This is a genomic window from Myxococcus xanthus, assembly GCF_006402735.1.
GTDB classification, from domain to species: domain Bacteria; phylum Myxococcota; class Myxococcia; order Myxococcales; family Myxococcaceae; genus Myxococcus; species Myxococcus xanthus_A.
The window spans coordinates 1,616,583-1,643,075 of sequence record NZ_CP017174.1; the positions used below are offsets into that span (position 1 = coordinate 1,616,583).

At 69.4% G+C, this 26,493-nt stretch carries 24 protein-coding genes; 8 read left to right on the forward strand and 16 right to left on the reverse strand.

The window, feature by feature from the left end:
- Positions 1-4: 4 nt before the first annotated feature.
- The 7 genes from BHS09_RS06875 to BHS09_RS06905 form a co-directional block, all read right to left on the reverse strand.
- Complete coding sequence (locus BHS09_RS06875; protein WP_140788357.1) at positions 5-1,192, reverse strand: PilW family protein; 1,188 nt, start codon at positions 1,190-1,192, stop codon at positions 5-7.
- Positions 1,189-1,743 (reverse strand): type IV pilus modification PilV family protein, encoded by a 555-nt coding sequence (locus tag BHS09_RS06880; protein ID WP_140788359.1) that lies wholly within the window; start codon positions 1,741-1,743, stop codon positions 1,189-1,191. The genes BHS09_RS06875 and BHS09_RS06880 overlap by 4 nt, the downstream gene beginning before the upstream one ends.
- The gene (locus BHS09_RS06885) at positions 1,740-2,447 is read right to left on the reverse strand and encodes a prepilin-type N-terminal cleavage/methylation domain-containing protein (RefSeq protein ID WP_140788361.1); all 708 of its coding nucleotides are present in this window, start codon (positions 2,445-2,447) and stop codon (positions 1,740-1,742) included. Before BHS09_RS06885 ends, BHS09_RS06880 begins: the two co-directional genes overlap by 4 nt.
- A complete protein-coding gene (locus tag BHS09_RS06890; RefSeq protein ID WP_140788363.1) occupies positions 2,444-2,851 on the reverse strand; it encodes a pilus assembly protein N-terminal domain-containing protein in 408 nt (135 codons plus the stop codon). Before BHS09_RS06890 ends, BHS09_RS06885 begins: the two co-directional genes overlap by 4 nt.
- Positions 2,852-3,092: 241 nt before the next feature.
- Entirely contained in the window at positions 3,093-3,470 is a 378-nt protein-coding gene (locus BHS09_RS06895; protein WP_026113834.1) for a peptide chain release factor family protein, read from the reverse strand.
- A gap of 239 nt (positions 3,471-3,709) precedes the next feature.
- Positions 3,710-4,426 carry a COG1470 family protein gene (locus tag BHS09_RS06900; RefSeq protein ID WP_237078098.1) on the reverse strand — a complete coding sequence of 239 codons (717 nt, stop codon included), beginning with the start codon at positions 4,424-4,426 and terminating at the stop codon, positions 3,710-3,712.
- 75 nt (positions 4,427-4,501) lie between these two features.
- Positions 4,502-5,401: a histone deacetylase family protein gene (locus BHS09_RS06905; RefSeq protein WP_140788367.1), complete on the reverse strand. Its 900-nt coding sequence runs from the start codon at positions 5,399-5,401 to the stop codon at positions 4,502-4,504.
- Between the two features lie 134 nt (positions 5,402-5,535).
- Between BHS09_RS06905 and BHS09_RS06910 the strand changes: the two genes are divergently transcribed.
- Entirely contained in the window at positions 5,536-6,795 is a 1,260-nt protein-coding gene (locus BHS09_RS06910) for a vWA domain-containing protein (protein WP_174259993.1), read from the forward strand.
- Between the two features lie 64 nt (positions 6,796-6,859).
- Here BHS09_RS06910 and BHS09_RS06915 read toward each other — a convergent pair whose 3' ends face one another.
- The 6 genes from BHS09_RS06915 to BHS09_RS06940 all read right to left on the reverse strand — a co-directional run bounded on the left by BHS09_RS06915 (position 6,860) and on the right by BHS09_RS06940 (position 11,974).
- Positions 6,860-7,645 carry an alpha/beta fold hydrolase gene (locus BHS09_RS06915; RefSeq protein ID WP_140797488.1) on the reverse strand — a complete coding sequence of 262 codons (786 nt, stop codon included), beginning with the start codon at positions 7,643-7,645 and terminating at the stop codon, positions 6,860-6,862.
- Between the two features lie 38 nt (positions 7,646-7,683).
- Positions 7,684-9,339, reverse strand: coding sequence for a hypothetical protein (locus BHS09_RS06920; RefSeq protein WP_140788373.1), 1,656 nt, complete (start codon positions 9,337-9,339; stop codon positions 7,684-7,686).
- Positions 9,336-10,157, reverse strand: a complete 822-nt coding sequence (locus BHS09_RS06925; RefSeq protein WP_140788375.1) for an ABC transporter ATP-binding protein — start codon at positions 10,155-10,157, stop codon at positions 9,336-9,338. Before BHS09_RS06925 ends, BHS09_RS06920 begins: the two co-directional genes overlap by 4 nt.
- A gap of 90 nt (positions 10,158-10,247) precedes the next feature.
- Positions 10,248-10,625: a response regulator gene (locus BHS09_RS06930; protein WP_140788377.1), complete on the reverse strand. Its 378-nt coding sequence runs from the start codon at positions 10,623-10,625 to the stop codon at positions 10,248-10,250.
- Positions 10,626-10,784: 159 nt separating this feature from the next.
- Positions 10,785-11,732, reverse strand: a complete 948-nt coding sequence (locus BHS09_RS06935) for an amidohydrolase family protein (protein ID WP_140797489.1) — start codon at positions 11,730-11,732, stop codon at positions 10,785-10,787.
- Between the two features lie 14 nt (positions 11,733-11,746).
- Complete coding sequence (locus BHS09_RS06940; protein WP_140796366.1) at positions 11,747-11,974, reverse strand: hypothetical protein; 228 nt, start codon at positions 11,972-11,974, stop codon at positions 11,747-11,749.
- 250 nt (positions 11,975-12,224) lie between these two features.
- On the opposite strand from BHS09_RS06940, the gene BHS09_RS06945 reads away from it, so the two are divergent.
- Positions 12,225-12,503 carry a hypothetical protein gene (locus BHS09_RS06945; protein WP_140788381.1) on the forward strand — a complete coding sequence of 93 codons (279 nt, stop codon included), beginning with the start codon at positions 12,225-12,227 and terminating at the stop codon, positions 12,501-12,503.
- 111 nt (positions 12,504-12,614) lie between these two features.
- On the opposite strand, the gene BHS09_RS06950 is transcribed toward BHS09_RS06945, so the two are convergent.
- From BHS09_RS06950 to ggt, 3 genes are all read right to left on the reverse strand, one after another.
- Positions 12,615-14,672 (reverse strand): M3 family metallopeptidase, encoded by a 2,058-nt coding sequence (locus BHS09_RS06950; RefSeq protein ID WP_140797490.1) that lies wholly within the window; start codon positions 14,670-14,672, stop codon positions 12,615-12,617.
- A 177-nt stretch (positions 14,673-14,849) separates the two neighbouring features.
- Positions 14,850-15,632 (reverse strand): TatD family hydrolase, encoded by a 783-nt coding sequence (locus BHS09_RS06955; protein ID WP_140788385.1) that lies wholly within the window; start codon positions 15,630-15,632, stop codon positions 14,850-14,852.
- Between the two features lie 3 nt (positions 15,633-15,635).
- Positions 15,636-17,444: a gamma-glutamyltransferase gene (gene ggt, locus BHS09_RS06960; protein WP_140797491.1), complete on the reverse strand. Its 1,809-nt coding sequence runs from the start codon at positions 17,442-17,444 to the stop codon at positions 15,636-15,638.
- Positions 17,445-17,864: 420 nt separating this feature from the next.
- On the opposite strand from ggt, the gene glmU reads away from it, so the two are divergent.
- From glmU to BHS09_RS07000, 6 genes are all read left to right on the forward strand, one after another.
- On the forward strand, positions 17,865-19,277 hold the full coding sequence (gene glmU / locus BHS09_RS06970) for a bifunctional UDP-N-acetylglucosamine diphosphorylase/glucosamine-1-phosphate N-acetyltransferase GlmU (protein ID WP_418764036.1): 1,413 nt from the start codon (positions 17,865-17,867) through the stop codon (positions 19,275-19,277).
- A gap of 107 nt (positions 19,278-19,384) precedes the next feature.
- The gene (gene glmS / locus BHS09_RS06975; protein ID WP_140788393.1) at positions 19,385-21,220 is read left to right on the forward strand and encodes a glutamine--fructose-6-phosphate transaminase (isomerizing); all 1,836 of its coding nucleotides are present in this window, start codon (positions 19,385-19,387) and stop codon (positions 21,218-21,220) included.
- A 276-nt stretch (positions 21,221-21,496) separates the two neighbouring features.
- On the forward strand, positions 21,497-22,210 hold the full coding sequence (locus BHS09_RS06985) for a hypothetical protein (protein ID WP_237080218.1): 714 nt from the start codon (positions 21,497-21,499) through the stop codon (positions 22,208-22,210).
- 112 nt (positions 22,211-22,322) lie between these two features.
- A complete protein-coding gene (recA, locus tag BHS09_RS06990) occupies positions 22,323-23,414 on the forward strand; it encodes a recombinase RecA (protein WP_140788397.1) in 1,092 nt (363 codons plus the stop codon).
- A 164-nt stretch (positions 23,415-23,578) separates the two neighbouring features.
- Positions 23,579-25,807, forward strand: a complete 2,229-nt coding sequence (locus BHS09_RS06995) for an alkaline phosphatase D family protein (protein WP_140797494.1) — start codon at positions 23,579-23,581, stop codon at positions 25,805-25,807.
- 121 nt (positions 25,808-25,928) lie between these two features.
- Entirely contained in the window at positions 25,929-26,486 is a 558-nt protein-coding gene (locus BHS09_RS07000; RefSeq protein ID WP_140788401.1) for a GNAT family N-acetyltransferase, read from the forward strand.
- Positions 26,487-26,493: the final 7 nt, after the last annotated feature.

Sequence of the window (26,493 nt, forward strand, 5' to 3'; positions counted from 1 at the left end):
GTGGCTAGCCTCCCCAGACGTTCTTGATGTCACCGGCGACGCCTTCGGAGCGCAGCTCGGGGATGAAGAAGGCGCGGGACGTCATGTTGGGAATGCGGAGAGACGTCTCCACGGTGGTGCGGAAGAACATGTCCTCGGGATTCACGGGGTCCGCGTTGAAGAGCTTGCGGCCCTGGTTCTTCTTGCCGGAAGGCAGCGGGCGCACCGAGCGCACCGTGAGGCCCACGCCCACCGAGCGGATGTTGGCCGGGTTCATGTTGTAGCGGAGGGGCGCGTCGTACGGCGTGCTGTACGTGGGCGGCGGAACGTCGGCGTCGTACTTGGGCAGCACGACGGAATCCTCGTCACCCAGCACCCAGGCCATGCCGCTGCCCACGGCGCCGTCGGGCGCGGGCAGGCCGGCGCAGCACGCGGAGTTCGCGGGCGGCCGGTTCATCTGGTAGCTGACCTGGAAGGACTCCACGTCCACGGCGATGGGGTCGAAGTCGGCGTTCTGCGCCCAGCCGTGCCTCACCACCAGGTACGGGCGGCCACCGTACGCCTCCACGCGCAGCCGCTTCTCATGCACCAGCATGACGAAGGGCATGCGGGTGGCGTCCGCCATGCAGGACTTGGGCACGTCGCCCGGGAGGCCCGCGGCGAGCGCGGTGTCCAGCGAGGCGGCGGTGCCGTCCGCGGGCACGTCCGCCGTCAGGCGTCCCAGGAAGTAGTCCTGGCCACCCGGGCAGGCGATGAGCACGGCCTGCCCCTGGCGCAGCGGCTGGCCGAAGGTCGCGGCGGGCTCCAGCTCCAATTGGAAGGGCTCCGTCCCGGTGCCGTCGAGCTGGCCACGGCGCAGGAACATGGGGTCGCGGTAGCGGAAGGCCAGGTCGTCGGTGACGAAGTTGCCCCAGCCCTCCACTTCCTCCGTGTAGTTGTCCTTGCGGTCCCCGGGCAGGCCCACCGTGTCGAAGTTGAAGGCGATGGCCGGGTCCAGACCGTAGCCCGCGTAGCGCAGGGTGCGGTTGAGGTAGTCGGAGCCCACGCGGCTGCCTTCGACTGCCGTCTTGGAGATGGTGTTGTTCTGGAAGATGTTGTTGACGGCGATGATGGTCCCCGCCACCGCCAGCAGCACCACCGAGGAGACGGTGATGCCTACCAGCAACTCGATGAGCGTGAAGCCGCGTCGCGCGTGCGTCCTGGACGTGCTCACAGTTCCACCCCCGCGCCGTTCTCCGCCGGGTTGTAGAGCGCGACGAACTGCTTGACGTAGCGACGCTGGCCGGCGCTGCGGAAGGACACCACCACCGCGACCGAGTCGATGGCCTGCGCCGGCGTCCACACGAGGACGCGGCGGTAGTGTTCGCTCTCCTCCGGCGAGTAACCCGGCACCACGCGGAGCAGCGGGTCGCCGGTCGCGGTCTCGAAGGCGTCCAGGTCCACGACGCACGCGTCGGGCAGGGTGGAGAGGCCGCCGGCCAGCTCGAGCGTCTCCGCGGCGCCGGCGCAGCGCGCGCCGGACAGCGGCCCGGCGCCGGCGAAGAGGCGGGAGCGGCCCTGGAGCTGGAGGCCGGAGCGCACCTGCGAGGCGATGGCGCTGGCCTGCGACAGGCGGTTGGCGGCGGCGTTCTGCTGGCTGGCGAAGATGAGCCCGCCGAAGACGCCGCTGATGCCCATGGCGAGGATGGCGGCGGCCGCCATGCCTTCAATGAGCGTGGCGCCGCGCATGTGGGCGCGGCGGGATGCGGGATTCAGGCGCCTCATCGGTTGACCCTCATGTCGACGAAGCCAACGGGCGCGGAGACGGCGAAGAGGTATTCGCGCTGCCCGTCGGTGGAGAGAAGTGCCAGCGACGCGGCCCGGTTCACGGTGCCGTTGCCGGCGGGGATGACTGGCTGGCCCGCGCCGTCCACGAAGCGCGCGGAGCCGTCACCGCGGAAGACGATGGCGCCCCGCCGCGGCGCGCCGCTGCAGAAGCTGCAGTCCGTGGCGGCCAGTCCCTCGAAGATGCCGGTCCACGCCAGGTTGCCGCTGGCGCCGAAGCGCACGGTGCGCTGCGAGTAGCGGTCCAGGTACATGGCGTCCATCAACCGGCCCTGGTCCGCGGAGGGCTGGATGTCCAGCGGGGGCGAGAAGGTGCCGAAGCTCAGCTGTCCGCCGGCGCCCGCGGCGTCTCCGAAGTTGCGCAGGCGGTCCTCCAGCAGGAACCAGGCGCCATGGCCCGCGCTGGCCTGACCCTCCGGATTGATGTCCGGGTAGATGATGAGCCACACGTCGGCCTGACGGTCCACGGCGCGAGCCCGGGCCTCGGCGAGCGCGCCGGACAGGTCGGCGGCCGCGTTCTGCGGACCCGCCCGCGCGCTGAGCTGCGCGTAGCCCGCGTAGGCCAGCGCGGCCAGCACCGCGATGATGGCGAGGACGATGCTGACCTCCAGCAGCGTCATTCCGCGTGCGTCGCGCCGGCTCACTTGGCGACCTCCACGCGCACGCTCAGGGGCTGCCTGGTGCCCTGGCGCCACACGAGCACCTCGGACACGCCCAGGCTCAGCCCCTGGACCATGATTTGATTCGGCTCACCGAGCGACGCCTCGACCACCGCGGAGGCCTGGACCCTCACGCGCTCGGCGTTCTCCACGATGAACTGCGTCTGATGAAGGGGCGCCACCCGCACCACCAGGCCGGACGGCTGAGCGTTCTTCGCCTCGACGGCGTAGTCCGGCGCGGGCGCGGCGGCGGGGGTGTCGGTGGCGGCGTCCTGGGCCCACGCGGCGGAGGCGGCCAGCGTCAGCGCCAGGGGTGCCCACAGCTTCCAGCGGGGCGCGCGGGAACGGTACTTCAGGGAAGGTGTCGGAAAAACCGTGAGCAAGGGCATGGGGGAATGTCCTGCGGGCACAATGACCCCTGGGGGCTGGGGCAATGGAGACACGCGGGGTGTTTCTGCACACCTCGTGCCTCCCCGCCTGGTGAGCCAAGCCCCCGACACTCCACGGCAAAGTTCCAGGAGGAGGTCCCTACGAGCAGCAGGCGACCTTGCAATGTCTGCGAGCCCGCAAACTTTAGGCGCACCCTGACTGTCCGGCGACAGGGTGGCTGGAGTCCGAATGGACCCTGGGTTACCAGCCAGATTTGCTGTTTCTCAGGGCCTTCTTTTCGGAGGTGCGCTTCTTGCCTTCCAGGCGCCGCCGCTTGGAGCCGGCGGTGGGCTTGGTGGCCCGCCGCACCTTGGGCACGAATGTGAGGACCTTGAGTCCCTCGCGCAGACGCTCCAGCGCCACTCCCTTGTTCTGCACCTGGCTGCGGCGCTCGGTGGCGCTGACGGACAGCTCGGTGGGGGCATGCGTGAGGCGCACGCCGCTGGCGGTGGTGTTGCGGTGCTGTCCCCCCGGGCCCGAGGCGATGAAGTAGTCCACCTCACACGCCTTCAGGAGGGACTCGTCGTCCAGCTTGAGGGCGTCCAGCGCGGCCTGCCGGCGGGTGGGTGAAATGCTCATGGCTGTCTTCAAGGTATCCCTCCCAGGCCCCTTCGTGCACCGCTGTCGTGCGTGCAGGCCCCGGCGCTGGACGGGGCCCCGTCGTCCGTCTGACGAGGGATTTCAGGTTGGCCGGGGTGGGCTCTCAAATTGATTCGGGCATGACGCGGCTCCGGGACGAAGCTCCCTGATTCCAGCGGGTGGGCTCATGCTCAGCAGGCTGCTCTGGAGGGCCGCGGCGTGCGCCTCGCGTGGCGGTGCTAGCGCACGTTGATGGTGGTGCCCGTGCTGGCCTGCCGTCCGTCCTCGCTGGTGGCGATGATGGAGGCGGCGACGGGCACGCGGGTCATGCCTCGGTCGGTGTCGATGTAGGGCTCCACGAACGTCTGGTCCGCGGGGATGGTGACCGTGGGCATGCTGATGCGGCGGGTGGGCGATTCCAGGGCGACGGTGACGGGGCCGGTGAAGCCCTCCGCCCGCGTCACGGTGATGCGCACCTTCTCGTTCTGACCGGCGAACAGGTCCAACTGGCGCGGCTCGATGGTGACGGAGAAGTCCGGCTGGGCCACGGGCGGCGGAAGGATGACGAGGAAGATGTTGGCGCTGGCCGCGAACGTCTCCGCGGCGTTGGTGGCCATCAGCAGGGCGCGCATCATGCCCCGGGCCTGCGTGTCCTGCGCCACCGAATAGGTGGCGGTCGCGGTGACGCTGGGCTCGCCTTCGGGCAGGGCGATTTCCGGCGCGAGCGTCACGCCCTCGGGCGCATTCTGGAGGTTGATGCGGAACGCGCTCTGGTCGTCGCCCTCGCGCCGCACGGTGATGTCCACCGGAAGGCTCTCACCCGGAATAGCGGTGAGGGTGTCGGGGAGGTCAAAGGCGATGCGGAAGAAGGGCCCGTCGCTGCCGCAGGACAAAGCGAGCGCGCTGCCGACGAGGAACAGGCTCCCGATGAGGGACCGGCGGAGGGATGGGGTCATGTTCTTGAATCTCCTGGTGAGTGCCAGCATCCGTCCACCGTGGCACCTGGGCAAGCCGCTCCAGAGCAGGCGGGCTCAGCGGAACAACGCACGAGCCACCTCGTAGGTGCCCACGTGCGCATCAATCGTGGCGGACAGAGGTTTCGCGTAGCCGCCGCCCAGGGTGAGCACCGCGGGGATGCCCCGCTGGCGTGCGGCCTCCAGCACCAGCCTGTCTCGCGCTCTCAGTCCGGCGTGAGTGAGGGACAGCCGTCCCAGCGCGTCTTCCGCGAGCGGGTCCACGCCCGCCTGGAAGAAGAGGATGCAGGCGCCCGCGCTGTCGAGCACCTCGGGCAGGTGCAGGGCGAGCGCGTCCAGATACGCCGCGTCTCCGGTGCCGTCCGGCAGGCCCACGTCGAGGTGGGAGGGCTGCTTGCGGAAGGGGAAGTTGTTCTCTCCGTGCATGGAGAAGGTGAAGACGGAGTCGTCGCCGGTGAAGACGGCGGCGGTGCCGTTGCCCTGGTGGACGTCCAGGTCCACCACCACGGCCCGGCGGATGTCGCGCGAGGCCTGGAGCACGCGGATGGCCACCGCGATGTCATTGAAGACGCAGAAGCCCTCGCCGTGGTCCGGAAAGCCGTGGTGCGTGCCGCCGGAGAGGTTGCCTCCGATGCCGTCCTGGAGCGCCGCGCGAGCCGCGTCGACGGTGCCGGCCACCGCGGCGGAGAAGCGCCGCACCAACTCGGGCGACCAGGGGAAGCCGAGGCGCCGTTGCTCGGCGTCGGTGAGGGTGCCCTGGGACAGCGCGTCGAGGTAGCGGGGCGTGTGGACGCGCGCGAGGTCCTGGCGTGGGCAGGGCGTGGATTCGGTGAGGGATTCCGGGGAGAGCACGCCCCGCTCCAGGAGCGCCTCGCGCAGCAGTCGGTACTTCTCCATGGGGAAGCGGTGGCCGGGAGGCAACGGGACTTCGTAGCTGTCCGAATGGAAGACGCGCACGCGGAAGGAGCCCTAACGCCAGGGCAGGGCGGGTGCAACCGGCGGCGCGTGTGAGAAATCGACCGGGGGCGTAGACCCGGGGGCGAAGTCGTTCGTTTCGAACCTCGCTGTCGTCCTTCCCCTTGGAGAACGCCATGGACCGCAAGTCCCTGTCGCGCGCCGCGCTGTCGGCCGCGCTCGTCACCGCTCTGTCCGCTGCCCTGTCCCTGGCCGAGGAGAGCCCGATTTTCAAGCCCGTGGAGAAGCCCGCGCCCGCCAAGACGGCGACGCCGGCCGCTCAGGCGAAGCCCGCTCCGAACCAGAAGCCCGCGCAGCCGGCGCCGTCCCAGCAGCAGGTCCCCGCCGCCGCCCGGCCGGAGATTGAAGTGGTGTTCGTGCTGGATACGACGGGCTCGATGAGCGGGCTGCTGGAGGGAGCGAAGCGGAAGATCTACTCCATCGCCTCGCGCATCGCGCAGGGCCGTCCGACGCCGCACCTGAAGGTGGGGCTGGTGGCCTACCGCGACGTGGGCGACGACTACGTCACGAAGCGCTTCGACCTGAGCGACGACCTGGACACGGTGTTCGCCAACCTGCGCAAGTTCGAGGCGGGTGGCGGCGGGGATACGCCCGAGCACGTGGGGCGCGGGCTGGGCGAGGCCGTGTCCAAGCTGTCCTGGAGCAAGAACCGGGAGGTGATGAAGGCCATCTTCCTGGTGGGGGACGCGCCCCCGGCGCAGCGCAACGACGACTGGGACTTCAAGCACTGGGCGAAGAAGGCCCGGGAGAAGCACATCGTCGTGAACACCGTGCGGTGCGGCGGGGATGCCGAGACGGAGGCGTCGTGGCGGTTCGTGGCGAAGCTGACGGACGGCACCTTCGACACCATTGACCAGGGCGGTGGCATGGTCGCCGTCGCCACGCCGTATGACGCGGAGCTGGCGAAGGTGAACGCGGAGCTGGCCACCAAGACGCTCTACACGGGCCGCAGGGAGGTCCAGGCGGAGAACATGGCGCGCGCCGCTTCCATGGGTGCGCTGGCGCCGGAGGCGGCGGCCGAGCGCATCAGCTACATGAAGAAGACGCGCGGCGGTGGGGCCGCAGGAGCCCCCGCGAGCAGCGCGCCCAAGGCGGTGGGCGGCGCGGTGGACCTGGTGGAGGCGCCGTCCGCGCTGGATGGCGTGAAAGCGGACGAGCTCCCCTCCGAACTCAAGGGCCTGTCCAAGGAGGCGCAGGCCGCGAAGGTGAAGGCGCTCTCCGAGGAGAAGAAGGCGCTGGAGAAGAAGGCGGAGACGCTGGCCGCGGAGCGCGAGGCGTGGCTGACGAAGAACGCTCCCGAGAAGGAGGACGCCTTCGACGCCAACGTGATGAAGGGCGTGAAGGCGCAGGCCGCCCGCTACAACATCGCCTACTGAGCGTCAGTGAAGCGGGGGACAGGAAGCCGCGGGCGCGCTTGGAGGCGTCCGCGGCTTTCGCGTGTCAGGCGTGGGCGCGCAGGAACTCCAGCAGCGCCGGATTGACGTCTTCCGGGTGCGTCATGCTCGCCGCGTGCGCGGCGCCGGGAACCGGGACGAAGCGCACGCTGCCGGGCAGCGTCTGGTGCAGGTGCTCGCCGTGGACCGGAGGCATGCCGTGGTCCTCCAGCCCGTGGAAGACGATGGCGGGGCAGCGAATCTCCATCAGCCGCCCGGAGATGTCGTCCCGGTCGATGAGCGAGCGGATGGCGTTGGCGAAGTGTCCGCCGGGGATTTTCCGCCAGCGCGGTAGCCAGGTGTCGAAGTAGCGCGTGTCCCCGATGATGGCCTGCGCCAGCCCCTGCACCAGCGGGTCGATGGGGCCCTGTGTCTTCCAGATGTCGGCGGACTGTTGGTATGCGGCGCAGGTGGGTGCGTCGTCGTTGGTGCCCCGGGTGCTCAGCAGCACCAGCGCCCGGACGCGCTCGGGGTGCTTCAGCGCCACGCGCAGCGCGCTGTAGCCGCCCTGGGACATGCCGCCCACGACGGCCCGTTCGATGCCCAGGTGGTCCAACAGGCCCACGCAGTCCGCGGCCGAGTCCCACGGCGTGAAGGGCTTTCCGTCCCAACGCGTCTGCCCGAAGCCGCGGGCATCCCAGCGGATGACGCGGAACTCGGGGGCCAGCGCCGCCACCTGCGCGTCGAACATCCGGTGGTCCATCAGGAATCCATGACCCAGGATGATGGGCCGGCCGTTTCCACCGGAGTCCTCGAAGTAGATTCCCTGTCCGTTCAGCTCGGCGATGGGCATGGCCCCTCCGTCTATCACCCCCGGGAGGGCCGCGCGCGCTACTCCCGCGTCACCGCCTGGAGCACCACTTCACGCCGCCGCTCCAGCAGCCGCAGCGCCAGGGGAAGCACCCCGCGATACAGCGCCACGTTCAACGCGGCGGCCAGGAGAATCATCGCCGCCGTGTGCCACGTGGGACCTTCCTTGCCCGCCAGCTTGAGCGCCCAGCCGAAGGGCATGCAGCCCGCGCTGGCCGCGAGGATGCCCAGCATGGAGGCCGTCAGCGGAACCTTGTCCCTTCGCTTGAGGCTCGCGTGGAACTTCACCGGGAAGTACAGCGACAGGAAGTTGCCCGCGGCCAGCAGCATGGGCACCACGGCTCCCACGGCCGCCATGGCGCACAGCATGTCCAGCCCGGTGCCGAAGCCGAAGTACACCCGGTAGAAGAGCGCCACCATCGCCGCCATCCCGAGCGCCGCCGCGCCCTGCACTTGATTCTTCGCGCGCAGCACGTCCGCCAGGTCCAGGGGCGCCGCCAGGAAGGCCGCGAAGCCCTGTCCGTCATACGCGAAGGTGTTCTGGGAGAACGTGGACGCAATCACCACCGCGCCGTAGATGCACAGGCCCCCCATCAGCCACGCATCCGCCGAGCCGCCCAGGAGGAACACGAACAAGTCCCTTCCGGACAGCAGCTTCAGCAGGATGGCCAGGATGAAGGGCACCGATGCCAGCAGCCGCGCGCGCGGGTTGCGCCACAGGTCCAGGGCCTCGCGCGTCACCAGCGTGGTGTAGCGCGTCCGCGTGGTGGCGAACGGGTTGCTGTCCCCCGAGTCCTTGCGCGAGCCCCCCGCGCGGCCCGCCTGCCGGTGGAAGCGCATCAGCAGCGCGTAGGCCACCGCCATGCCCACGCCCGCGAAGAAGAGCAGCGCCGCCGCCTCCAGCATGGCCACCCGGGGCCGGTGCCAGGCGAGCTGCGCCAGCGCGTCTCCGAAGAGCCCCGGGGGCACGCGGCCAAGCGCCACCGCCGCGTTGATGATGAGGGACATGTCCAGCGCGTCCACGCCCGCCTCGCCCACCGCCGTCAGCCACGAGGTGTCGATGGGCGGGATGAACGACGCGGCCAGGAGGAAGAGCGCCAGCCCGCCGCCCATGATTTCCGCGCTGTGCTTCGCCCGCAGCACGTTGATGACGGCGTACAGCGCCACCCGGCTCCAGGCCGCGCACAGGAGCGCGAAGAGAACGTAGAGGACCACCGCCATCCACGGCATGTACAGCACGTAGACGGACGCGAAGCCCAGCGCGGCCCCGGTGAGCGGCGCGTAGAAGACGAGCGCGCGCGGCTCGAAGAGGCTGGCCACCGTCGACGCGATGAGCAGCCGGAAGGGGGAGATGGGGAAGGCGGCGTAGCGGCTCAGCTCGGAGTGGTCATCCACGCCCGCGGACAACAGCGGCCACGTCACCCACACCGAGAAGGTGACGAAGCACAGCAGGTTGAGGATGAAGTAGGGCCACACGTCGCTCTGCGCGATGGGCCGCAGCCGCATCAGCGCGAAGAACGTCAGGCCCAGGAAGAGGCCCGGCGCGCTCGACGCAGCGAAGGCGGCCACCGCGAGCATCCGGCTGCGTCCGGGGCCCTGATTCAACCCGATGTCGAAGCGCAGCCCCCACAGCAGCCACAGGTGCCGGAAGAAGCCGGGCACGGCGGGGCGGCTCATGCGGTCTCCTGGCGCAGCGGCGTCACGGACGCGGGCGCCTCACCGTAGAAGGACAGGCGCGCGTTGCGCGAGGCCGGCACGGAGATGAGCTTCTCGAACACCGCCTCCAACGACGGGCACTCGTAACGCGACAGCAGCGAGCCCACCGGACCCTGGTCCAGCATGCGGCCGCCGCGGATGATGCCCGCGTGCGTGGCCAGCCGCTCGGCGATCTCCAGCACGTGCGTGGTGAGCAGCAGCGTCACCCCGCGCCGGCTCAGCTCGCGCAGGAGCTCGCGGATGACACCGGCGGCCAGCACGTCGATGCCTTCGAAGGGCTCGTCCAGCAGCACCAGCTCCGGCGCGTGGATCAGCGCCGCGGCGATGGCGAGCCTCCGGCGCATGCCCTTGGAGTACTCCGCCACCAGCGCGCCCGCCTTGTAGGTGAGCTCCGTCAGCTCCAGCAGCTCGGTGGCGCGCGCGGCGGCCTCGTCGCCGTCCAGCCCGTACATGCGCGCGCAGAAGGTGAGGTACTGCCGGCCGGTGAGCCGCTCGAAGAGGCTCAGCTCCTCCGGCACCACGCCGACGCGGCGCTTCACTTCCATGGGCCTGGCCACCGCGTCCACCCCGAGCATCCGGATGGAGCCCGCGTCGGGGCCGTACACCCCCGTCAGCAAGGCGATGCTGGTGGACTTCCCGGCCCCGTTGGGGCCCAGGTACGCGTAGAAGGCGCCGCGGGGAATCTGCAAGTCCAGGCCGTTGAGCGCGCTGAAGCCGCCAAAGCGCTTCTGCAGTCCGCGGGCGTCGACCGCCAGGTCATCAGTGGGAGAGGGCGTCATGGAATGCCCTCCATCTCACCCGAGCCCGGCACCAGGGGACAATCCCCACCCGTCAACAGGGGGATGCCCGCCGGCTCCTACGGTGCCGTCTCAGTGGACGAACGACATCTCCGGCGGACCGGCAATCTGCTGCACCGTCATCCGCACCTTGTCCAGGTCCACGGGCTTGGAGATGTAGCCCGCGGCGCCCACGAGCTCGGCCTCCCATTCGAAGCCGTAGCCGGAGATGATGATGATGGGCAGACCCCGCGCACGGGGCATCTTCTTGAGTGCGTCGAGCAATCCCCAACCGCTCATGACTGGCATCCTCAAGTCGAGCAGCACGGCGGAGGGCATGTCTCCCTCCAGCAGGTCCAGCGCCTCACGACCGTTGGCCGCTTGAACCGTGGGATAGCCCATTTCCTCGAGGGCATCGCAGATGAGCGTGCGGTGGCTCGCGTCGTCATCGACGACCAGGATGTGGGACATGGCAGGGCCTCGGAAGCTGCGGCTGGGTGTGTCGCCGCGAAATTCTATGGGCAGGATGATGGGAACTCCTCTTCCATTCCGGAAGGGGCCCCGATGCTTTTCAACAGCGAACGGCCCGTGAGGACGAGGCATGCATCCGGGGCCGGATGCCCACGGGGCTCACGCTCCGTAAAGCTGGAGCGCATTCTGCCCCAGGATGCCCGCGAGTACCGCGTCATCCAACTTCATCCCCAGCATCGTCCGCAGCTCACGGTCCCACGCATAGGGGATGTTGGGAAAGTCCGTGCCGTAGAGGATGCGCTCGGGCCGGACCTCCAGCGCGCGGCGGGGGATGGGAACGGGGAAGTAGCCGGCCAGGGCCATGGTGGTGTCCAGCCAGAGGTTGTCGTGCCGCTCGAGCAGCCGCGCATAGGCGTCGAACTCGTCCGCGCCCAGGTGGGGCACGCACAGCTTCAGCGTGGGATGGTCCTTCAGCACACGCTCCACCCGCTCCGCGGCGCAGAGCGCGTAGGTGTCGCAGTTGTAGTGGGGACTGGAGGGCTCCCGTCCCGCGTGCATGACGAGCGGACGGCCCGCCTTCGCGCACGCGGCATACACCTCGTGAAGGTGCGGCGCGTCAGGGGAGAAACATTGGACGTGGCAATGAATCTTCACCCCACGCAGGCCCGCGTCGAACGCCTCTTCCAACACGACCGTGGCATCGGGTTCGCCCGGGAGCACGGTGGCGAGCCCCAGCACACGAGGCTCTTCCCGGGCCACCTCCGCCACGTAGGCGTTGAGCGCGCGGGCCATGCCTGGCCGGTGGGCGTAATGCAGCGCCACCACCCGGTGGACCCCCCGCGACAGGAGGAAGGACACGACCTGCCGCGTGTGCAGCTTGTAGCGGATGGGCCAGCCGTACTGGTCGAACCAGCGCCACACCGCCTCGAACACCCGGTCCGGGAAGAGGTGGACGTGCGCGTCCACCACGGGAGGCAGTCCTTTGGGCAGGCGAGGGCCCTCCGTGTCCTGGAGGGCGGGCATGGGCATGCGGATGCCGGAATCCCGCCACGTGGGCGCGGAGGCCAGACAAGGGACGGGCACGTCAGCGTCGGAGTCGGTGGCCATGGCGAGCCACCCGTCTACGCCTTCTTGACGGTGTCGTCCTCGTCCCCGTCGGTCCGTCGCAGGTAGGTGTTGTGCGGGTACCCCTGGCGGGACAGCCGCTGCGCCTCGATGGCGTCGGCGACCTTGGCGCAGACCTGGCCCAGCATGCGCAGCGACTCGGCGAGGAGCCGCTCGGCATGGTCCTGCGCGTCGGCGGCCTGGATGGTGGTGCGCTCTTTGCGAAACAGCCCGGGCAGCTTCATCTCCCCCAAAGCATAGGTGACGCACTGCTTCCGTGCCACCGCCCCGCGAGGCCGGCCTTAACCACGTTGACGGCCCGCTCAATTTACATTTTTGAGCAGTTGCCCCTGGCTCCTCGCCTGGATGCCTGCCATTTGTGCTTGTAACCCCTTGGACTTCTAGGGTTTTGACGAATTTTCAAGTGGGGGGATGACACGGAGTTAATCCGGCCCTACATTGGATTCCGTTGGATTTACGGCAGAGGAGCTGCGCATGGCTTACGACGGCGAGCTGGTGAAGATGGAGAACGGTCGCTGGGCGCGGTTCCAGCGGTGCCAGGTGTACCGCCCGGGCGTCGAGGACGCGGGCGAGACGATGCTGCTGATCGCCGTGGAGCTCGAGGAGCGCTATCAGCGCCAGCTCGACGAGGCGGCTGACTCCCTGGCCCAGTACCGCTATCAGGGCGTCCCCGTGCAGGTCCGTTTCGATGCGGGCTCCCAGGGCATCACCCTGCAGCCCGAGCAGACGGTGGCCGCACCCTCGGTGCACTGAGCGCTGCCTCCGCGTGAGCGGAGTGTCAACGGGTTGACGGATTCACAACACAAGGGGCCTCGCGATTCACATCGCGGGGCCCTTGGTTTTTACAGGCCCTGACGAGCAGCGTCAGGCGTCGTCCAGCCAACGGGTATACGCCTCGAAGCCGTAGTCCCTGCCCAGGAATGACCGGACCAGGTCCGCCGCGTCGCGAGAGCCGCCCGGACCCAGCACGGTGTCCCGGTAGCGCTGGGCGGTGGAGGCGTCCATCAGCCTGTGCTCCAGGAAGGGTGTGAGCAGGTCCCGGGCGATGACGAGCGACCAGAGGTAGGCGTAGTACGCGGAGGAGTAGTAGCCGTCGAGCTGGACGAAGGAGAGATGGGGGTAAGTGTCGTCCAGTGCGGGGAAGGGCATGTAGCGCTCCTGGAGCGCCTTCACCCGCGCGGTGGTGTCCACGCCGGCGGGGTCGCTCGCGTGGAGCTGGAGGCTGACGGCCGCGTAGAAGAGCTGTTGGCGCAGCCACAGTCCCTTGCCGAAGGCGTCCGCGCGCCGCATCCGGAGGATGGTCTCCGTGGGCAGCGGCTCGCCGGTGACGACGTGCCGGGCGAACGTCTGGAGTGACTCCGGGCGCCAGGCCCACTCCTCCAGCACCTGGGCGGGGGCCTCCACGAAGTCGCGCTCCGTGCGCGAGCCGGACAGGCCGGCCCAGCGCGCCCGGCCGCCGAGGACGTGGTGCAGCAGGTGGCCGAACTCGTGGAAGAACGTCTGCACCTGGGAGTGCTGGAGCAGCGCGGGGTGGGCGCCGGGACGCGGGAAGTTGCCCGTCAGCACGCCCTCGGGAAGCGTCCTCCCCGCGCGGCCGGTGGCCAGGTCCCACTGCGCCGGATGGGCGTACTTGTTCGGGCGCGGGTGCATGTCCAGGTAGAAGCGCCCCAGGCGCGTGGGGCCCTCGTAGATGTCCCAGGCCTCGATGTCTGGGTGCCACACCTGCGCATCCCGGACGCGGCGGTAGGTGAGCCCGAAGAGCCGCGAGGTGATGTCCAGCACGCCCTGCTTCACCCGCGTGTATTCGAAGTAGGGCCGCAGCTCGCGCGAGTCGAAGTGGTAGCGCTCCGCGCGCACCTGTTCCTTGAGGTATGTCTGCTCCCACGGCTCCACGCGGGACGCGCCGGGCACGTCGCGCCGCTTGCGCTCCAGCAGCGCGGCGTAGTCGTCCTGCACGCGCGTGGTGGTGGCGGTGGCGAGCTGTTCGATGAAGTCCTCGGCCACGTGCTGGTGCCGGACCATCTTGTCCTCGGACGCGTAGGCGGCCCAGCTCGGATAGCCCAGGAGCGTGGCCAGGTCGTGACGCGTCTGGAGCAGGCGTGACAGCGTCTCCAGGTTGCGGGGATGGCCGCGCTGCTGGCTCGCGCGCCAGAGCGCCTCGCGGGCGCTGCTGTCGCGCGCGTATGTCAGGACGGGCAGGGCGTCGGAGGCGTCGGTGGTGATGCGCACCCGGCCGTCGGGTCCCGGCGGATGGTCCCGGAGGTAGTCGTCGGGGAGGCCCTCCAGCGCTTCGGGGGCCACGTCCACGTGCCGGACGTCTTCGCGGATGTGCTGGCTGAACGTCTGGCCCAGCCGCGTGAGCGCATCGTTCAGCTCGCGCAGCCGCGCGCGGGTGGCCGCGTCCCGATTCACCCCCGCGCGCCGGAAGTTTCGCAGCACCAGGTCCACCCAGCGCTGGGTGGCGGTGTCCTGTCCGCGCAGGTCCAACGCGGCGAGGGCCGCGTAGACGTGGGGGTTGAGCGACACGTCCGTGCGCATGCCATCCGCGGCCTGGCCGCAGCGCGCCGCCGCCGCGCGGAACGCGGCGTCCGGGTGGGTGTTGGCACCGATGCCCGCGCGGCCGTTGGCATCATCCAGCAACGCGATGGCGTCGTCGTAGGCGGTGAGGGCCGCCTCCACGTTCCGGGGCTCGGGCAGTGACAGCAAGGCGTTGATGCGCGCCGAGGCCCGTTGCACGTCGCACAGGCAGGTCGCCAGGAAGCGCCCGGATGTGGCGGTCAGTTGGCGGCCCGCGTCAGGCTCCAGGGCGCGCGGCGCGCAATGCACCGGCGTTTCGGTGGATGACGCAGGGCGCTGAGCGGAGGACAGGCCAGCGCAGCCCGCGAGCGCGAGGCTGACGACGAAGACGACCAAGCGATGCAAGTGCCACTCCCAGCGCGGGTGATGGGGCAACGTGCGGGGGACCGGCCTATTTCCGCTGCGTGCTCCCGATGGGAATGACGAAGAGCGCGCCGTTTCATCGAAAGATTCCGCCACGGAGGATGGCGGACCCGGGTCAACGGGCGCTGGCCACGGTGGCGGAGCTGCGTCGCGCGAGTGTCAGTTGCCCACCTGGAAGAAGCGGGCGGCGTTCTCGTGGGTGATGCGGCGGACGATGCGCTGGGACAGGCTGGCCTTGGCCAGCAGGTTGGCGGCGCGCGCCAGGCCGAGGATGTCCCCGGCGCCGTCGCCCGCGTCGGAGTTGAGCATCAGCCGCTCACTGCCCAGCCGCCGCACCAGCACCACCGCGCGCTCGGCCTTGAGCGCCTCGGGGTGCAGCGTCAGCCCGGCCCAGTGGCCCACCTCCAGGATGGTGCGCACCGTCCGGGCGTTGGCGTGGTCCACCAGCGCGCGCGAGGGCAGCAGGCCCGACTGCCGCAGGAGCGTGAGGATGCGCCGCGTGTGACGCTCCTTGTCCGTGGTGGGGGTGTGCACCACCACGCGCAGCTTGAGGCTGCGGGCCAGCGCGAGCTGCTCCAGGAAGGCTTCTTCTTCCTCCTCGCCACCCGTGTGCAGGCCCGTCTCGCCCAGTGCCACCACGCGCCCGCCCTGGAAGTAGTCGGGCAGCGCGGACAGCACCTCGCTCAAGCCGCGCCGGGGGATGCAGCGCGGGTGGACGCCCAGGGCCGCGTAGGCGCGGATGCCCAGGCGCTCCAGCCGGGGAAGCTGGCGCTCCACCAGGTCATCGAAGTGCCGCAGCAGCGCCTTGGACGTGGGCTCCGGGAAGTGGTGCGCCACCACCAGCGCCCGCTCCACGCCGAAGAAGCGCATGGACTCCAGATCCTGGTCGCTCAGGCTCTCCGGATGGAGGTGCGCGTCGAAGATGGGCGGTGGGGTGGGCACTGCTCAGTCCTGTCCCAGGGCGGCGCCCTCGTTGCGCGGGTCGCTCGCGGAGAAGCGCAGCCCCGTCTTCGGGTCGCTGTAGACGGCCTCCGCGTCGCCCCACTGCTCCACGCGGCGCACCTTGTGGCCCTTGGCCTCCAGCACGGACAGCGTCGCCGGCTCCAGGCCCCACTTGTCCACCCACAGCTCGTCGGGCAGGTACTGGTGATGCACGCGGCCTTCGTTCACCGCGCGCGCCACGTCCATGCCGTGGTCCACCACGTTGCTGATGACCTGGATGACGGTGGTGGGGATGGTGGAGCCGCCAGGGCTGCCCACCGCGAGCATGACGCGCCGGGGGTCTTCCTTGGAGAACACCAGCGTGGGGGACATGGAGGACAGCGGCACCTTGCCCGGCGCAATCGCGTTGGGCTCGCCCGTCACCAGGCCGTACGCGTTGGGCACGCCCGGCTGCGCGGCGAAGTCATCCATCTCATCGTTGAGCAGCACGCCGGTGCCCGTGGCCACCACGCACGAGCCGAAGCCGTAGTTCACCGTGGTCGTCATCGCCACCGCGTTGCCGTCCTTGTCGATGACGGAGATGTGCGTGGTGTTCTTCTTCTCCGGCTCGGGCGTCAGGGTGGCGGGCTCGTCCGTCAGCGTGGAGCCCCGCACGCCTTCCTTCGGCGCCAGCAGCGACGCGCTGGGCGTGGCCTTCTTCGGGTCGATGGAGCCCGCCAGGTCCGCGACGTGGCCGGGCGACACCAGCCGCGCCAGGGGCACGTCCACGAAGGCCGGGTCCCCCAGGTACTTCGCGCGGTCCACATAGGCCCGCCGCACGGCTTCCGCGTAGAGGTGCAGCGCCTCCGCGTCGCGGAACGTCACCCCCTGGGGACGCAGTTGCTCCATCGCGGTCAGCACCTGGATGACGGCCACGCCCCCCGCGCTCGGCGGCGGCATGGTGAGGATGCGGTGGCCGCGGTACGTGCCCTCCAGGGGCGTGGCGCTCCGCGTCTTATAGGCCGCGAGGTCCTCCTGGGTGAGGATGCCGCCGCCAGCCTGGACCGACGTGGCGATGGCCTTCGCCACCGGCCCCGCATAGAAGGCCTTGGCGCCTCCCTTCGCGATGGAGGACAGCGTGCGGGCCAGGTCGGGCTGGCGGATGACGTGCCCCACGGGCGGGGCTTCCCACTGACCCTGCGCGTTCTTCACCAGGAACACGCGTGAGGCCTCCGCGTCCCGGCTCAGACAGGCCAGCCGGCCCTCCGCCATGGTGCGGTAGCGCGGCGTCACCCACATGCCCTTGCGCGCCGCCGCGATGGCCGGCGCCAGCACCACCGCCGGCTTCAGCTTCCCGTGCGCCTTGAGCAGCTCCAGGTAGCCCGCGACGGCGCCCGGCACCGCCACGCTCAGCGCGCCGTCCGTGGACAGGCCCGGCACCACCTTGCCGTCCTTCACGTACATGTCGCGCGTGGCCGCCTTGGGGGCCACCTCGCGGAAATCCAGCACCTTCGTGTCGCCGCTCTTGGCGTCGTGCACCAGCGCGAAGCCGCCGCCGCCAATGCCGGAGTGGTAGGGACCCACCACCGCCGCCACGAAGGCCGCCGCCACCGCCGCGTCCGTGGCGTTGCCACCCTTCTCCAGCATCTCCAACGCCGCCGCGCTCGCCTGCGGGTAGGCCGTGGCCACCGCGCCACCCCGGTAGGGCCGCGCCGCCTGCGCCACACACGCCACCATCATCACCGCGGCCAGCAGCCCTCGCCTCAGCACCGCACCGCGGAAGCTCGTGTCCTTCACGGGTTCAGCCCTCCTCGCGCTGTCTGAACAGTCCATCGCTGGCTTTCGTCCTGGGTGGTGTGTTACCCGGGCGACAAAAGCCTACCCTCCAGTCCGGCGACGCCAGGGGACCAGACGGACTACATGTGTCCCGGTATGCACGAACCGTGTGGTCAGGACCAGGATTTCAGCCTGACAACATTTTTCCTCTTGGATTGTTCTCCGGTGGCGTGCATCCTGGTCCCATCATGAATCGCGTCCGGGGGAGCGTATGAGCACGCCAGCCATACCCGAGAAAAAGGCCCTACCTGGCGCCGCGCCTACCGCGGCCGAGGTGACGGTCTTCTTGAAGCCCAGCTTCGGCATCACGATTCAGCGCAACACCCTGTGCGTCTCGGTCAGTGCGAAGGCACGGCCGGTGGACACCGTCCCGCCTTCTGATCCGCGCGCGGTTGACGACTCGATTGGCTGTCCCTAATTCTCCGCCGCATGAGCGTTCTGGCGGCGGTGGTGCTGTGCGCGGGCAAGGGCACGCGGATGAAGTCGGAGAAGGCGAAGGTCCTTCACCCCATCCTCGGTCGGCCCATTTGCGCCTATCCCCTCAAGCGGGCCCTTGAACTGGGCGCCACGTCGGTGGTCCCCGTGGTGGGCCACCAGGCGGAAGCGGTGGAGAAGGCCGTCCGAGGCCTCTTCCCGGATGCCCCCCTGCGCTTCGCGCTCCAGCGCGAGCAGCGCGGGACGGCGGACGCGGTGCGCTCCGCCGAGGAGGCCCTGAAGGGGTACTCCGGACGGGTCCTCATTCTTTACGGCGATGTGCCGCTGCTGCGCCGCGAGACGCTGGAGGCGCTGTTGGCCGCCCATGACCAGGCGGGCGGCAAGCTGGCCATGGTGTCCACCACCCTGGAGGACCCCACGGGCTACGGCCGGGTCATCCGCGAGGGTGGCAAGGTGACGCGCATCGTGGAGCACAAGGACTGCACCCCGGAGCAGCGCGCGGTGCGCGAGTGCAACGCCGGCATCTACTCCGTGGACGCGGACTTCCTCTGGAAGGCGCTGGCTGAAATCAAGCCCCAGAACGCCCAGGGCGAGTACTACCTCACCGACCTGGTGGAGATGGCCGCGAAGCGGGGCCCGGTGGGCTCGGTGGAGGCGGACGCCACGGAGACGGCTGGCGTGAATGACCGGGTGGAGCTGGCCGCCCGCGCGCGCGTGCTGCAGCAGCGCATCAACGAGGCGCACATGCGCGCCGGCGTCTCGCTACAGGACCCCGCCACCGCCTACATCGAGGAAGGCGTCACCGTGGGGCCCGACACCGAAATCGGTCCCTCCGTCACGCTGGCCGCCGGCACCGTGGTGGGCAAGGGCTGCACTATTGGTCAGGGCAGCGTGCTGCATGCCTCCACCGTGGCGGACGGCACCATCATCAAGCCTTACTCCGTGCTGGAAGAGGCCCGGGTGGGGGAGCGCAACGTCATTGGCCCCTTCTCGCGGCTGCGCCCCGGGACGGAGCTGGCCGAGGACGTGCATCTGGGCAACTTCGTGGAGACGAAGAAGGCCCGCATCGGAAAAGGTTCGAAGGCCAACCACCTCACGTACCTGGGGGACGCTGTCATTGGTTCCGGGTGCAACGTGGGGGCGGGCACCATCACCTGTAACTATGACGGGGTGAACAAGCACCTCACTGAGCTGGGTGATGGGGTGTTCATCGGCTCCGACACGCAGCTCGTCGCGCCCGTGAAGGTCGGCGACGGCTCGTATGTCGGCGCGGGCACCACGGTGACGAAAAATGTGCCTCCTGGGAGCCTCGCTGTGTCCCGGACGCCACAGGTGACCAAGGAGGGCTGGGTGGCCACCAAGAAGGCGCGGCAGGCGAAAGCGCGGGCGGGATAGGCGGCGCGGCTCTTGCTTGGGTACCAGGCAGAGCGCTGCCCGGCAGGGATGTAGGGGAATCCCGCGGATTGCTCCGGCGGGCGTGGGCGTGAGAGAGAGGTGCAACTATGTGCGGGATTGTTGGTTACGTCGGTGACAAGGAATCAGCCCCCATCCTGGTGTCGGGCCTGAAGCGGCTCGAATACCGTGGCTATGACTCGGCGGGCGTTGCGGTGCTGAATCAGCGCAAGCTCAACGTCGTGCGGGCCACGGGCAAGCTCCGCAACCTGGAGAACCGGGTGGTGGCGGACCAGCCGCCGGGCAACATCGGCATCGGGCACACCCGCTGGGCGACCCACGGGCGGCCCTCCGATGAGAACGCGCACCCGCACACGTACAAGGACGTGGCGGTGGTGCACAACGGCATCATCGAGAACCACCTGGCGCTCAAGGTGCAGCTGCGCTCGCGTGGGCACGTCTTCTCCTCGGAGACGGACTCGGAGGTGTTCGCGCACCTCATCTCCGAAGAGCTGGAGCGCGGCCTGGAGCTGCCGGACGCGGTGCGCGCGGCCATTGCCCAGGTGAAGGGCACCTACGCGCTGGCCGTGCTGACGGCCAGCGACCCCAGCCGCATCGTCTGCACCAAGGACGCCTCGCCCATGGTGCTGGGCCTGGGCCAGGGGCAGAACTTCCTGGCCAGCGACGTGCCGGCGCTGCTCGAGCACACGCGCGACTTCGTCTACATGGAAGAGGGTGACCTGGCCGTCATCACCGCGGCGGCCGTGGACATCTTCAACCGCCAGGGCCAGAAGGTGAACCGGCCCACCCGCCGCATCGACTGGACGCCGATGATGGCGGAGAAGGGCGGCCACAAGCACTTCATGCACAAGGAAATCTGGGAGCAGCCCCGCGCCGTCGCGGACACGCTGCGCGGCCGGATGCTCCTGTCGGAAGGCGATGTCCACTTCGAGGGCTGGAACCTGTCGGCGGAGAAGGTCCGCTCGCTGACCAAGATCACCATCCTCGCGTGCGGCACGTCGTGGCACTCCGGTGTCGCGGGCAAGCACATGATTGAGTCGCTGGCGCGCCTGCCGGTCGAGGTGGAGCTGGCGAGCGAGTTCCGCTACCGCGACCCCATCGTCGACGGCACGCACCTGGCCATCGCCATCAGCCAGTCGGGCGAGACGGCGGACACGCTGGCGGCCTTCAAGGAGGCCAAGGCCCGCGGCGCCACGGCCATGGCCATCTGCAACGTCATTGGCAGCGCGATGACGCGCGAGGCCGACTTCTCCGTGCTCACCAACGCGGGCCCGGAGATTGGCGTGGCGTCCACCAAGGCGTTCACCACGCAGCTGGTGGCCCTGTACCTGCTGGCCGTCAAGCTGGGCCGCATGCGTGGCACCCTGTCCGTGCCGGCGGCACAGGAGCACCTGACGCAGCTGACGAAGGTGCCGAAGATGATTGAGGACGTCCTCAAGTGCGAGCCGGCCGTGACGCGCGTGTCGCGTGAGTACATGGACTCGCAGGACTTCCTCTTCCTCGGCCGCGGCCCCATGCACCCGGTGGCGCTGGAGGGCGCGCTCAAGCTGAAGGAAATCTCGTACATCCACGCGGAGGGCTACGCGGGCGGTGAGATGAAGCACGGCCCCATCGCGCTCATCGACGAGAAGATGCCGGTGGTGGTCATCGCGCCGAAGCAGCCGCACGTCGCGTACGAGAAGATCATCGGCAACATCGAGGAGGTCCGCGCGCGCGGTGGCAAGGTGATTGCCATCATCGACGAGGACGACGAGCACGTGGCCTCGCTGGCCGACCAGGTCATCCGGATTCCGGCGGCCTGCGCGCTGCTGGCGCCGGTGGTGGCCACCATCCCCCTGCAGCTGCTCGCCTACCACGTGGCGGACCTGCGCGGGAACGACGTGGACCAGCCGCGCAACCTGGCCAAGAGCGTGACGGTGGAGTAGCCGCCGCGCGTCTTCGGACCTGAAGCGCCAGAAGCCCGGGCTCCCGCGAAGGGGGCTCGGGCTTCGTCGTTTCCGCGTGAGGCAAAGGCCCGCCGGTCTCCCGCCGCCACCCTCCGCATTGCCTGTGCGTCCGAATCCGCGCCGTCCACTCCGACATCAACCCCGTTGCCCGGTGAAAGTTGCGGGGGCACTTCGCTTTGAACCTCCCCGGGAGCCGTGGCTACAGTTTCCTCCGTGCCCGACGCGCCTCGCATACATCCGCCCACGCAGCGGTCCATGGAGGACGAGGACGAGGCGCCGCCCGAGCCCGTGCTGACGGAAGCCACTCCGGTTCCCCTGCTCCGGGGTAGGCCCACGCCGCCGCTGGACCTCCCCCTGCCGGTGCTGGTGCTGACCGAGCAGGCCCGGCGGGTGCCGGAGGCGGAGCGTCCCCTGGTGGCGGCGCGGCTGAACCTCCAGCTGTCCCGGATGGCCAGGACGGGCGGAGACCGGCTGGTGGCGGACACCTTCCTGCGGCTGCTGGAGAGCGGGCGGCTCACCGGACTGGCGGATGCGAAGGGACGCACCTGCCGCGCGGCCGCGGTGGAGGCCCTGCTGTCCCTGGGCTTTCCCTACGCCCTGGAAGTCCAGCCCGAGGACCTGGCGCACCTGCGCGCCAACACCCTGCAGCGCAAGACGCAGCGCCTGAAGCCAGGTACGTGCATGGCGGTGTTGGTGGGAGGCATTGGGGCGCAAGTCGTCCATGAAGCGCTGTTCCCCAAAGGGGACGCCAGCCTGCTCACCTCGCAGGTGGGGCTGTCCCTGCTGGCGATGGCCGCCTTGTGGCTTGCTCCGCCCCGGACGCCCGTGTACCGCGTGGGGATGGTGATGCTGACCCTGGTCTCCCTGGTCGGGGCGGTGCTGGCGCTCCTGGGCATGGCGCACACGGGGCTGTGGGTGGGATTGGCGGGGCTGGTGGCCGCCTTCCTGGCTGCCCTCCGCGAGGGCTGACCGGCAGGATGCAGCACGGATGTCAGAGGGGTGGACTAGGGTCTACCCATCGCGTACTAAAAGCGCGTTCAGGTGAGCCGGGGTGGCTCGCCAATACAAGGAGCTACGAGCAATGGCCGTGAATCAGGAGAAGGAAAAGGCGATCGAACTGGCGATGTCCGCGGTGGAGCGCCAGTTCGGCAAGGGGTCCATCATGCGGCTCGGCAACGACGAGCCGCTGATGCGAGACGTTCAGGCCATCCCGACGGGCTCCATCTCGCTGGACATCGCCCTGGGCGTGGGTGGCGTGCCCAAGGGCCGCATCATCGAAATCTTCGGGCCGGAGTCGTCCGGTAAGACGACGCTGTGTCTCCACATCGTCGCCGAGGCGCAGAAGCGCGGCGGCATCTGCGGCTACGTGGACGCGGAGCACGCGCTGGACGTGGGCTACGCGCGCAAGCTGGGCGTGCGCACCGATGACCTGCTGCTGAGCCAGCCGGACACCGGTGAGCAGGCGCTGGAAATCGCGGAGATGCTGGTGCGCTCGGGCGCCATCGACGTGCTGGTGGTGGACTCGGTGGCCGCGCTCGTGCCGAAGGCGGAACTCGAGGGTGAGATGGGCGACGCGCACATGGGTGTGCAGGCCCGCCTCATGAGCCAGGCGCTCCGCAAGCTGACGGGCACCATCTCCAAGAGCCAGACGTGCGTCATCTTCATCAACCAGATCCGCATGAAGATTGGCGTGATGTTCGGCAACCCGGAGACGACCACGGGCGGTAACGCGCTGAAGTTCTACGCGTCGCAGCGCCTGGACATCCGCCGCATCGGCGCCATCAAGAATGGCGACAACGTGGTGGGCAGCCGCACCCGCGTGAAGGTGGTGAAGAACAAGGTCGCGCCGCCGTTCAAGGAAGTCGAGTTCGACATCATGTACGGCACGGGCATCTCCCGTGAGGGCGACCTCATCGACCTCGCCTCCAACGAGAACATCGTGGAGAAGAGCGGCAGCTGGTTCTCCTTCAATGGTGAGCGCATCGGCCAGGGCCGGGAGAACGTGAAGGACTACCTGCGCGAGCACCCGGAGATTGCCAAGGACATCGAAGGCCGCGTGCTGGAGAAGTACGGCATCGGCAAGTCGGGTGCGCCCGTCGCCGCGGTGCCGGACGAGTCCGCGCCGGCCGAAGGTGGCAGCGAGAAGCGCGGCCGCGTGAAGGCCGTGAAGTAGTCCGGTCTCCGGGGCGTTTTCCCCGGATGGTGGCAATCCACCATGAAAGTCAGAGGGCCGTCCGCCGCGAGGTGGGCGGCCCTTTTGCTTGGCGTCCGGCGTCCCTCGCGTGGGGTCGCACCGGGCGTGGGTGACACGACGCGTTGTCATTTCATTCCGTGGGGATGTTTCCTGCTGAGTGGAAGAGCGCTCTAGACTCGCGGCCCTGTTACCCAACCCGCGCAACCCGGAGTCCCGCCTTGTTCGACCGATTCAAACGCCGCAGTTTCCTCCAGGCCGTCGTCGCCGTTGCAGCGACCACTGCGTTCGGATGTTCCGACGACGAGACGACGTCGGATGCGGGCGAGAAGTACTTCCCGCAGTCCGTGTGCTCGGGTGATCCGCGTCCGGACAGCGTGGTGCTGTGGGTGCGGGCGGTGGACCCGGACAACGCGAGCGCGAACACGCAGGTGCGGCTGGAGGTCTCCACCAGCGAGTCGTTCAGCAGCCTGGTGCTGGACCAGCAGTTCACCGCGCAGGCGCAGTTCGACCATGCGCTGAAGGTGAAGGTCACCAACCTGTCGGCGCGCACGACGTACTACTACCGCTTCACCATCGACGCGAACGGTCAGAAGCACTCCACGGTGACGGGCCGCACCCGCACCGCGCCGGCCGCGGGCGACGACGTGCCGGTGAAGTTCGTCTTCGCCAGCTGCCAGGACTACATCGGCCGTTACTACAACGCGTGGCAGCACCTGCTGCAGCTCAACGAGGACCTCGACTTCGTCGTGTTCCTGGGCGACTACGTCTACGAGACGACGGGCGACGCGTCGTTCCAGTCCGTGGACGGGCGCGGCATCGTCTTCAGCGAGCCGGAGAAGGCGCTCCGCCAGGGCACGGGCCTGACGGCGTTCTACGCGGCCAACTCGCTGTCCAACTACCGCGACCTCTACAAGACCCTGCGCACGGACAAGGTCATCCAGCAGGTGCACGAGCGCTACCCGTTCATCATCACGTGGGATGACCACGAGTTCTCCGACGACTGCTGGGGCGACGTCGCCACGTACACGGACGAGCGCACCAACGAGAAGCAGACCGAGCGCCGCCGCAACGCGGAGCAGGCCTTCTTCGAGTACATCCCCATGGACCACGGCGCGAGCAACGCGGGCGCCATCGACATCAACGCCGTGGTGTCCCAGCCGACGCGCATCTACCGCGACTTCGAGTTCGGCCGGAACCTGAAGCTGCTGGTGACGGACACGCGTACCTACCGTCCGGACCACCTCATCCCCGAGGACGCGTACCCGGGCAAGGTGGCGGTGCCGGCCGAGCAGCTGGCCATGGTGCTGCCGACGCTGCCGGAGGCCGTCCAGGCGCAGCTGCAGTCCGACATGTTCGCCTACGTGGACATCGACGCCGCGGAGCTGGCGCCCTACAAGCAGATCCTCACGGGCGTGTACGTGCAGCAGGCCGTCGCCGCCGGGCTCACGCCGGAAGAGGCGTCCGTGAAGGCCGCCTCCTGGGTCTCCGGTGGGCTGGCGCTGTTCTACGTCAACCAGGTGCTGAACGCCGTCAACCAGGCGCGCGTGGCGGCGGGTGAGTCGGCCGTGCCGCTCATCCCCGTGACGGGCACGCCGCGCGGCCTGGCCTTCGCGCACATGGGCAAGACGGGCCTCTTCGGCATCCAGGGCTCGCGCTACGTCGTGGTGAAGCCCATCTTCGACCTGTACGCGGCCATCAAGTACATGGGCTCGGCGGGGGCCTCGGAGGGCATCTTCGGCAACGAGCAGCAGGCGTGGCTCCAGGAGTCGGTGGCGGAGGCGACCAACGCGTGGAAGATCATCGTCTCCTCGATTTCGCTCACCTCCATGGTGTTCAAGCTGAGCGACAAGGCGGACGTCCCGGACCCCACGCTGCGCCAGGACTTCTACTTCAACGTCGACCAGTGGGACGGCTTCCCCACGAAGAAGCAGGAGTTCTTGAAGTTCCTGCGCGACAACCAGGTGCGGAACGCGATGTTCATCTCCGGCGACATCCACGCGTCCTTCGCGTCCGTGGAGTCCGGCATCCCCGCGCTGACGACGCCGGCCATCTCCTCCGGCTCCATCAAGGAGCTGGCGGGCCTGGCCGTCATCGGCGCGGGCTTCTCCACCGGCAGCACGGTGTACCGGTACATCGTGGCGGAGCTGGACAAGTCGCTGAAGGAAGCGCACCCCGGCATGGCGTTCGTGGACGGTGATGCCCACGGCTTCGTGGTGCTGGAGGTCGGCGGCACCGAGGCGAAGGCGGCCTTCCACCTCATCCCGGGCACGGAAATCGCCAAGGACTACTCGCTGCGCCAGCCCTCCGAGCTGACGGCGAAGTTCACCCGCCGCGACTTCGTCATCAAGGACGGCACCATCACCTCCGCCTGAGTGGAGAACGCCTCACCTGCCCGGTGAGGAGCGAGGGCCGCGCCGGGAGCCAGGTGCTCCGGGCCGCGGCCCTCGGCCGTTGATTGCTGCGCCGCGGCGTGGGGCGCGCTAGAAGCGAGGCATGTTGCCCGGTGCTCCCGTTTCCGATGTCCGACTCGTTCCCGCCCGGCCGGAGCACGTGGACTTCTGGCTGGACATGCGGGCGGCCCCCGGCGCGCGGCGCTTCGTCGACACGGAGGACGACACGCGGGAGCTGCTCCTGCGGCGCATCCTGGAGGCGGGCGCGCTGGGTGAGCCGCGGGCGCGGAGCTTCCGGTGGTTCGTGGAGTCGGACGGAGAGCTCGTGGGGACGGTGTCCGCGCGGGATTTGTCGCGCGCGCACGGCCGCATCGAGCTGGGCTACATGATGGCGGATTCGCACCACGGCCGGGGCCTAGGCTCACGCGCGGTGGGGCTGATGCTGGAGCAGTTGTTCACGTTGCCCTACCTCCAGCGAGTGTGGCTGCTGACGCTGGCGGAGAACACGGGCTCTCAGGGCGTGGCGCGCAAGCTGGGCTTCACGATGGAAGGCACCCTGCGTGGGCACTGCCTGTTCCAGGGTCAACGCAGGGACCAGCAACTCTGGGGCCTGCTGCGCCCGGAGTGGGACGCCCGGCGCGCCGCGTTCGTCGCGGGCTGAGCGCTTC

What these genes read in the sequence shown, in the direction of transcription:
- BHS09_RS06880 (WP_140788359.1), bottom strand. Translation starts at nt 1,743, where the DNA reads ATGAGGCGCCTGAATCCCGCATCCCGCCGCGCCCACATGCGCGGCGCC.
- BHS09_RS06890 (WP_140788363.1), bottom strand. Translation starts at nt 2,851, where the DNA reads ATGCCCTTGCTCACGGTTTTTCCGACACCTTCCCTGAAGTACCGTTCC.
- BHS09_RS06985 (WP_237080218.1), top strand. Translation starts at nt 21,497, where the DNA reads ATGGAGGACGAGGACGAGGCGCCGCCCGAGCCCGTGCTGACGGAAGCC.
- BHS09_RS06925 (WP_140788375.1), bottom strand. Translation starts at nt 10,157, where the DNA reads ATGACGCCCTCTCCCACTGATGACCTGGCGGTCGACGCCCGCGGACTG.
- BHS09_RS06915 (WP_140797488.1), bottom strand. Translation starts at nt 7,645, where the DNA reads ATGCCCATCGCCGAGCTGAACGGACAGGGAATCTACTTCGAGGACTCC.
- glmS (WP_140788393.1), top strand. Translation starts at nt 19,385, where the DNA reads ATGTGCGGGATTGTTGGTTACGTCGGTGACAAGGAATCAGCCCCCATC.
- BHS09_RS06895 (WP_026113834.1), bottom strand. Translation starts at nt 3,470, where the DNA reads ATGAGCATTTCACCCACCCGCCGGCAGGCCGCGCTGGACGCCCTCAAG.
- BHS09_RS06910 (WP_174259993.1), top strand. Translation starts at nt 5,536, where the DNA reads ATGGACCGCAAGTCCCTGTCGCGCGCCGCGCTGTCGGCCGCGCTCGTC.
- BHS09_RS07000 (WP_140788401.1), top strand. Translation starts at nt 25,929, where the DNA reads ATGTTGCCCGGTGCTCCCGTTTCCGATGTCCGACTCGTTCCCGCCCGG.
- BHS09_RS06940 (WP_140796366.1), bottom strand. Translation starts at nt 11,974, where the DNA reads ATGAAGCTGCCCGGGCTGTTTCGCAAAGAGCGCACCACCATCCAGGCC.
- BHS09_RS06935 (WP_140797489.1), bottom strand. Translation starts at nt 11,732, where the DNA reads ATGGCCACCGACTCCGACGCTGACGTGCCCGTCCCTTGTCTGGCCTCC.
- BHS09_RS06945 (WP_140788381.1), top strand. Translation starts at nt 12,225, where the DNA reads ATGGCTTACGACGGCGAGCTGGTGAAGATGGAGAACGGTCGCTGGGCG.
- ggt (WP_140797491.1), bottom strand. Translation starts at nt 17,444, where the DNA reads ATGGACTGTTCAGACAGCGCGAGGAGGGCTGAACCCGTGAAGGACACG.
- BHS09_RS06930 (WP_140788377.1), bottom strand. Translation starts at nt 10,625, where the DNA reads ATGTCCCACATCCTGGTCGTCGATGACGACGCGAGCCACCGCACGCTC.
- BHS09_RS06920 (WP_140788373.1), bottom strand. Translation starts at nt 9,339, where the DNA reads ATGAGCCGCCCCGCCGTGCCCGGCTTCTTCCGGCACCTGTGGCTGCTG.
- recA (WP_140788397.1), top strand. Translation starts at nt 22,323, where the DNA reads ATGGCCGTGAATCAGGAGAAGGAAAAGGCGATCGAACTGGCGATGTCC.
- BHS09_RS06995 (WP_140797494.1), top strand. Translation starts at nt 23,579, where the DNA reads ATGTTTCCTGCTGAGTGGAAGAGCGCTCTAGACTCGCGGCCCTGTTAC.
- BHS09_RS06900 (WP_237078098.1), bottom strand. Translation starts at nt 4,426, where the DNA reads ATGACCCCATCCCTCCGCCGGTCCCTCATCGGGAGCCTGTTCCTCGTC.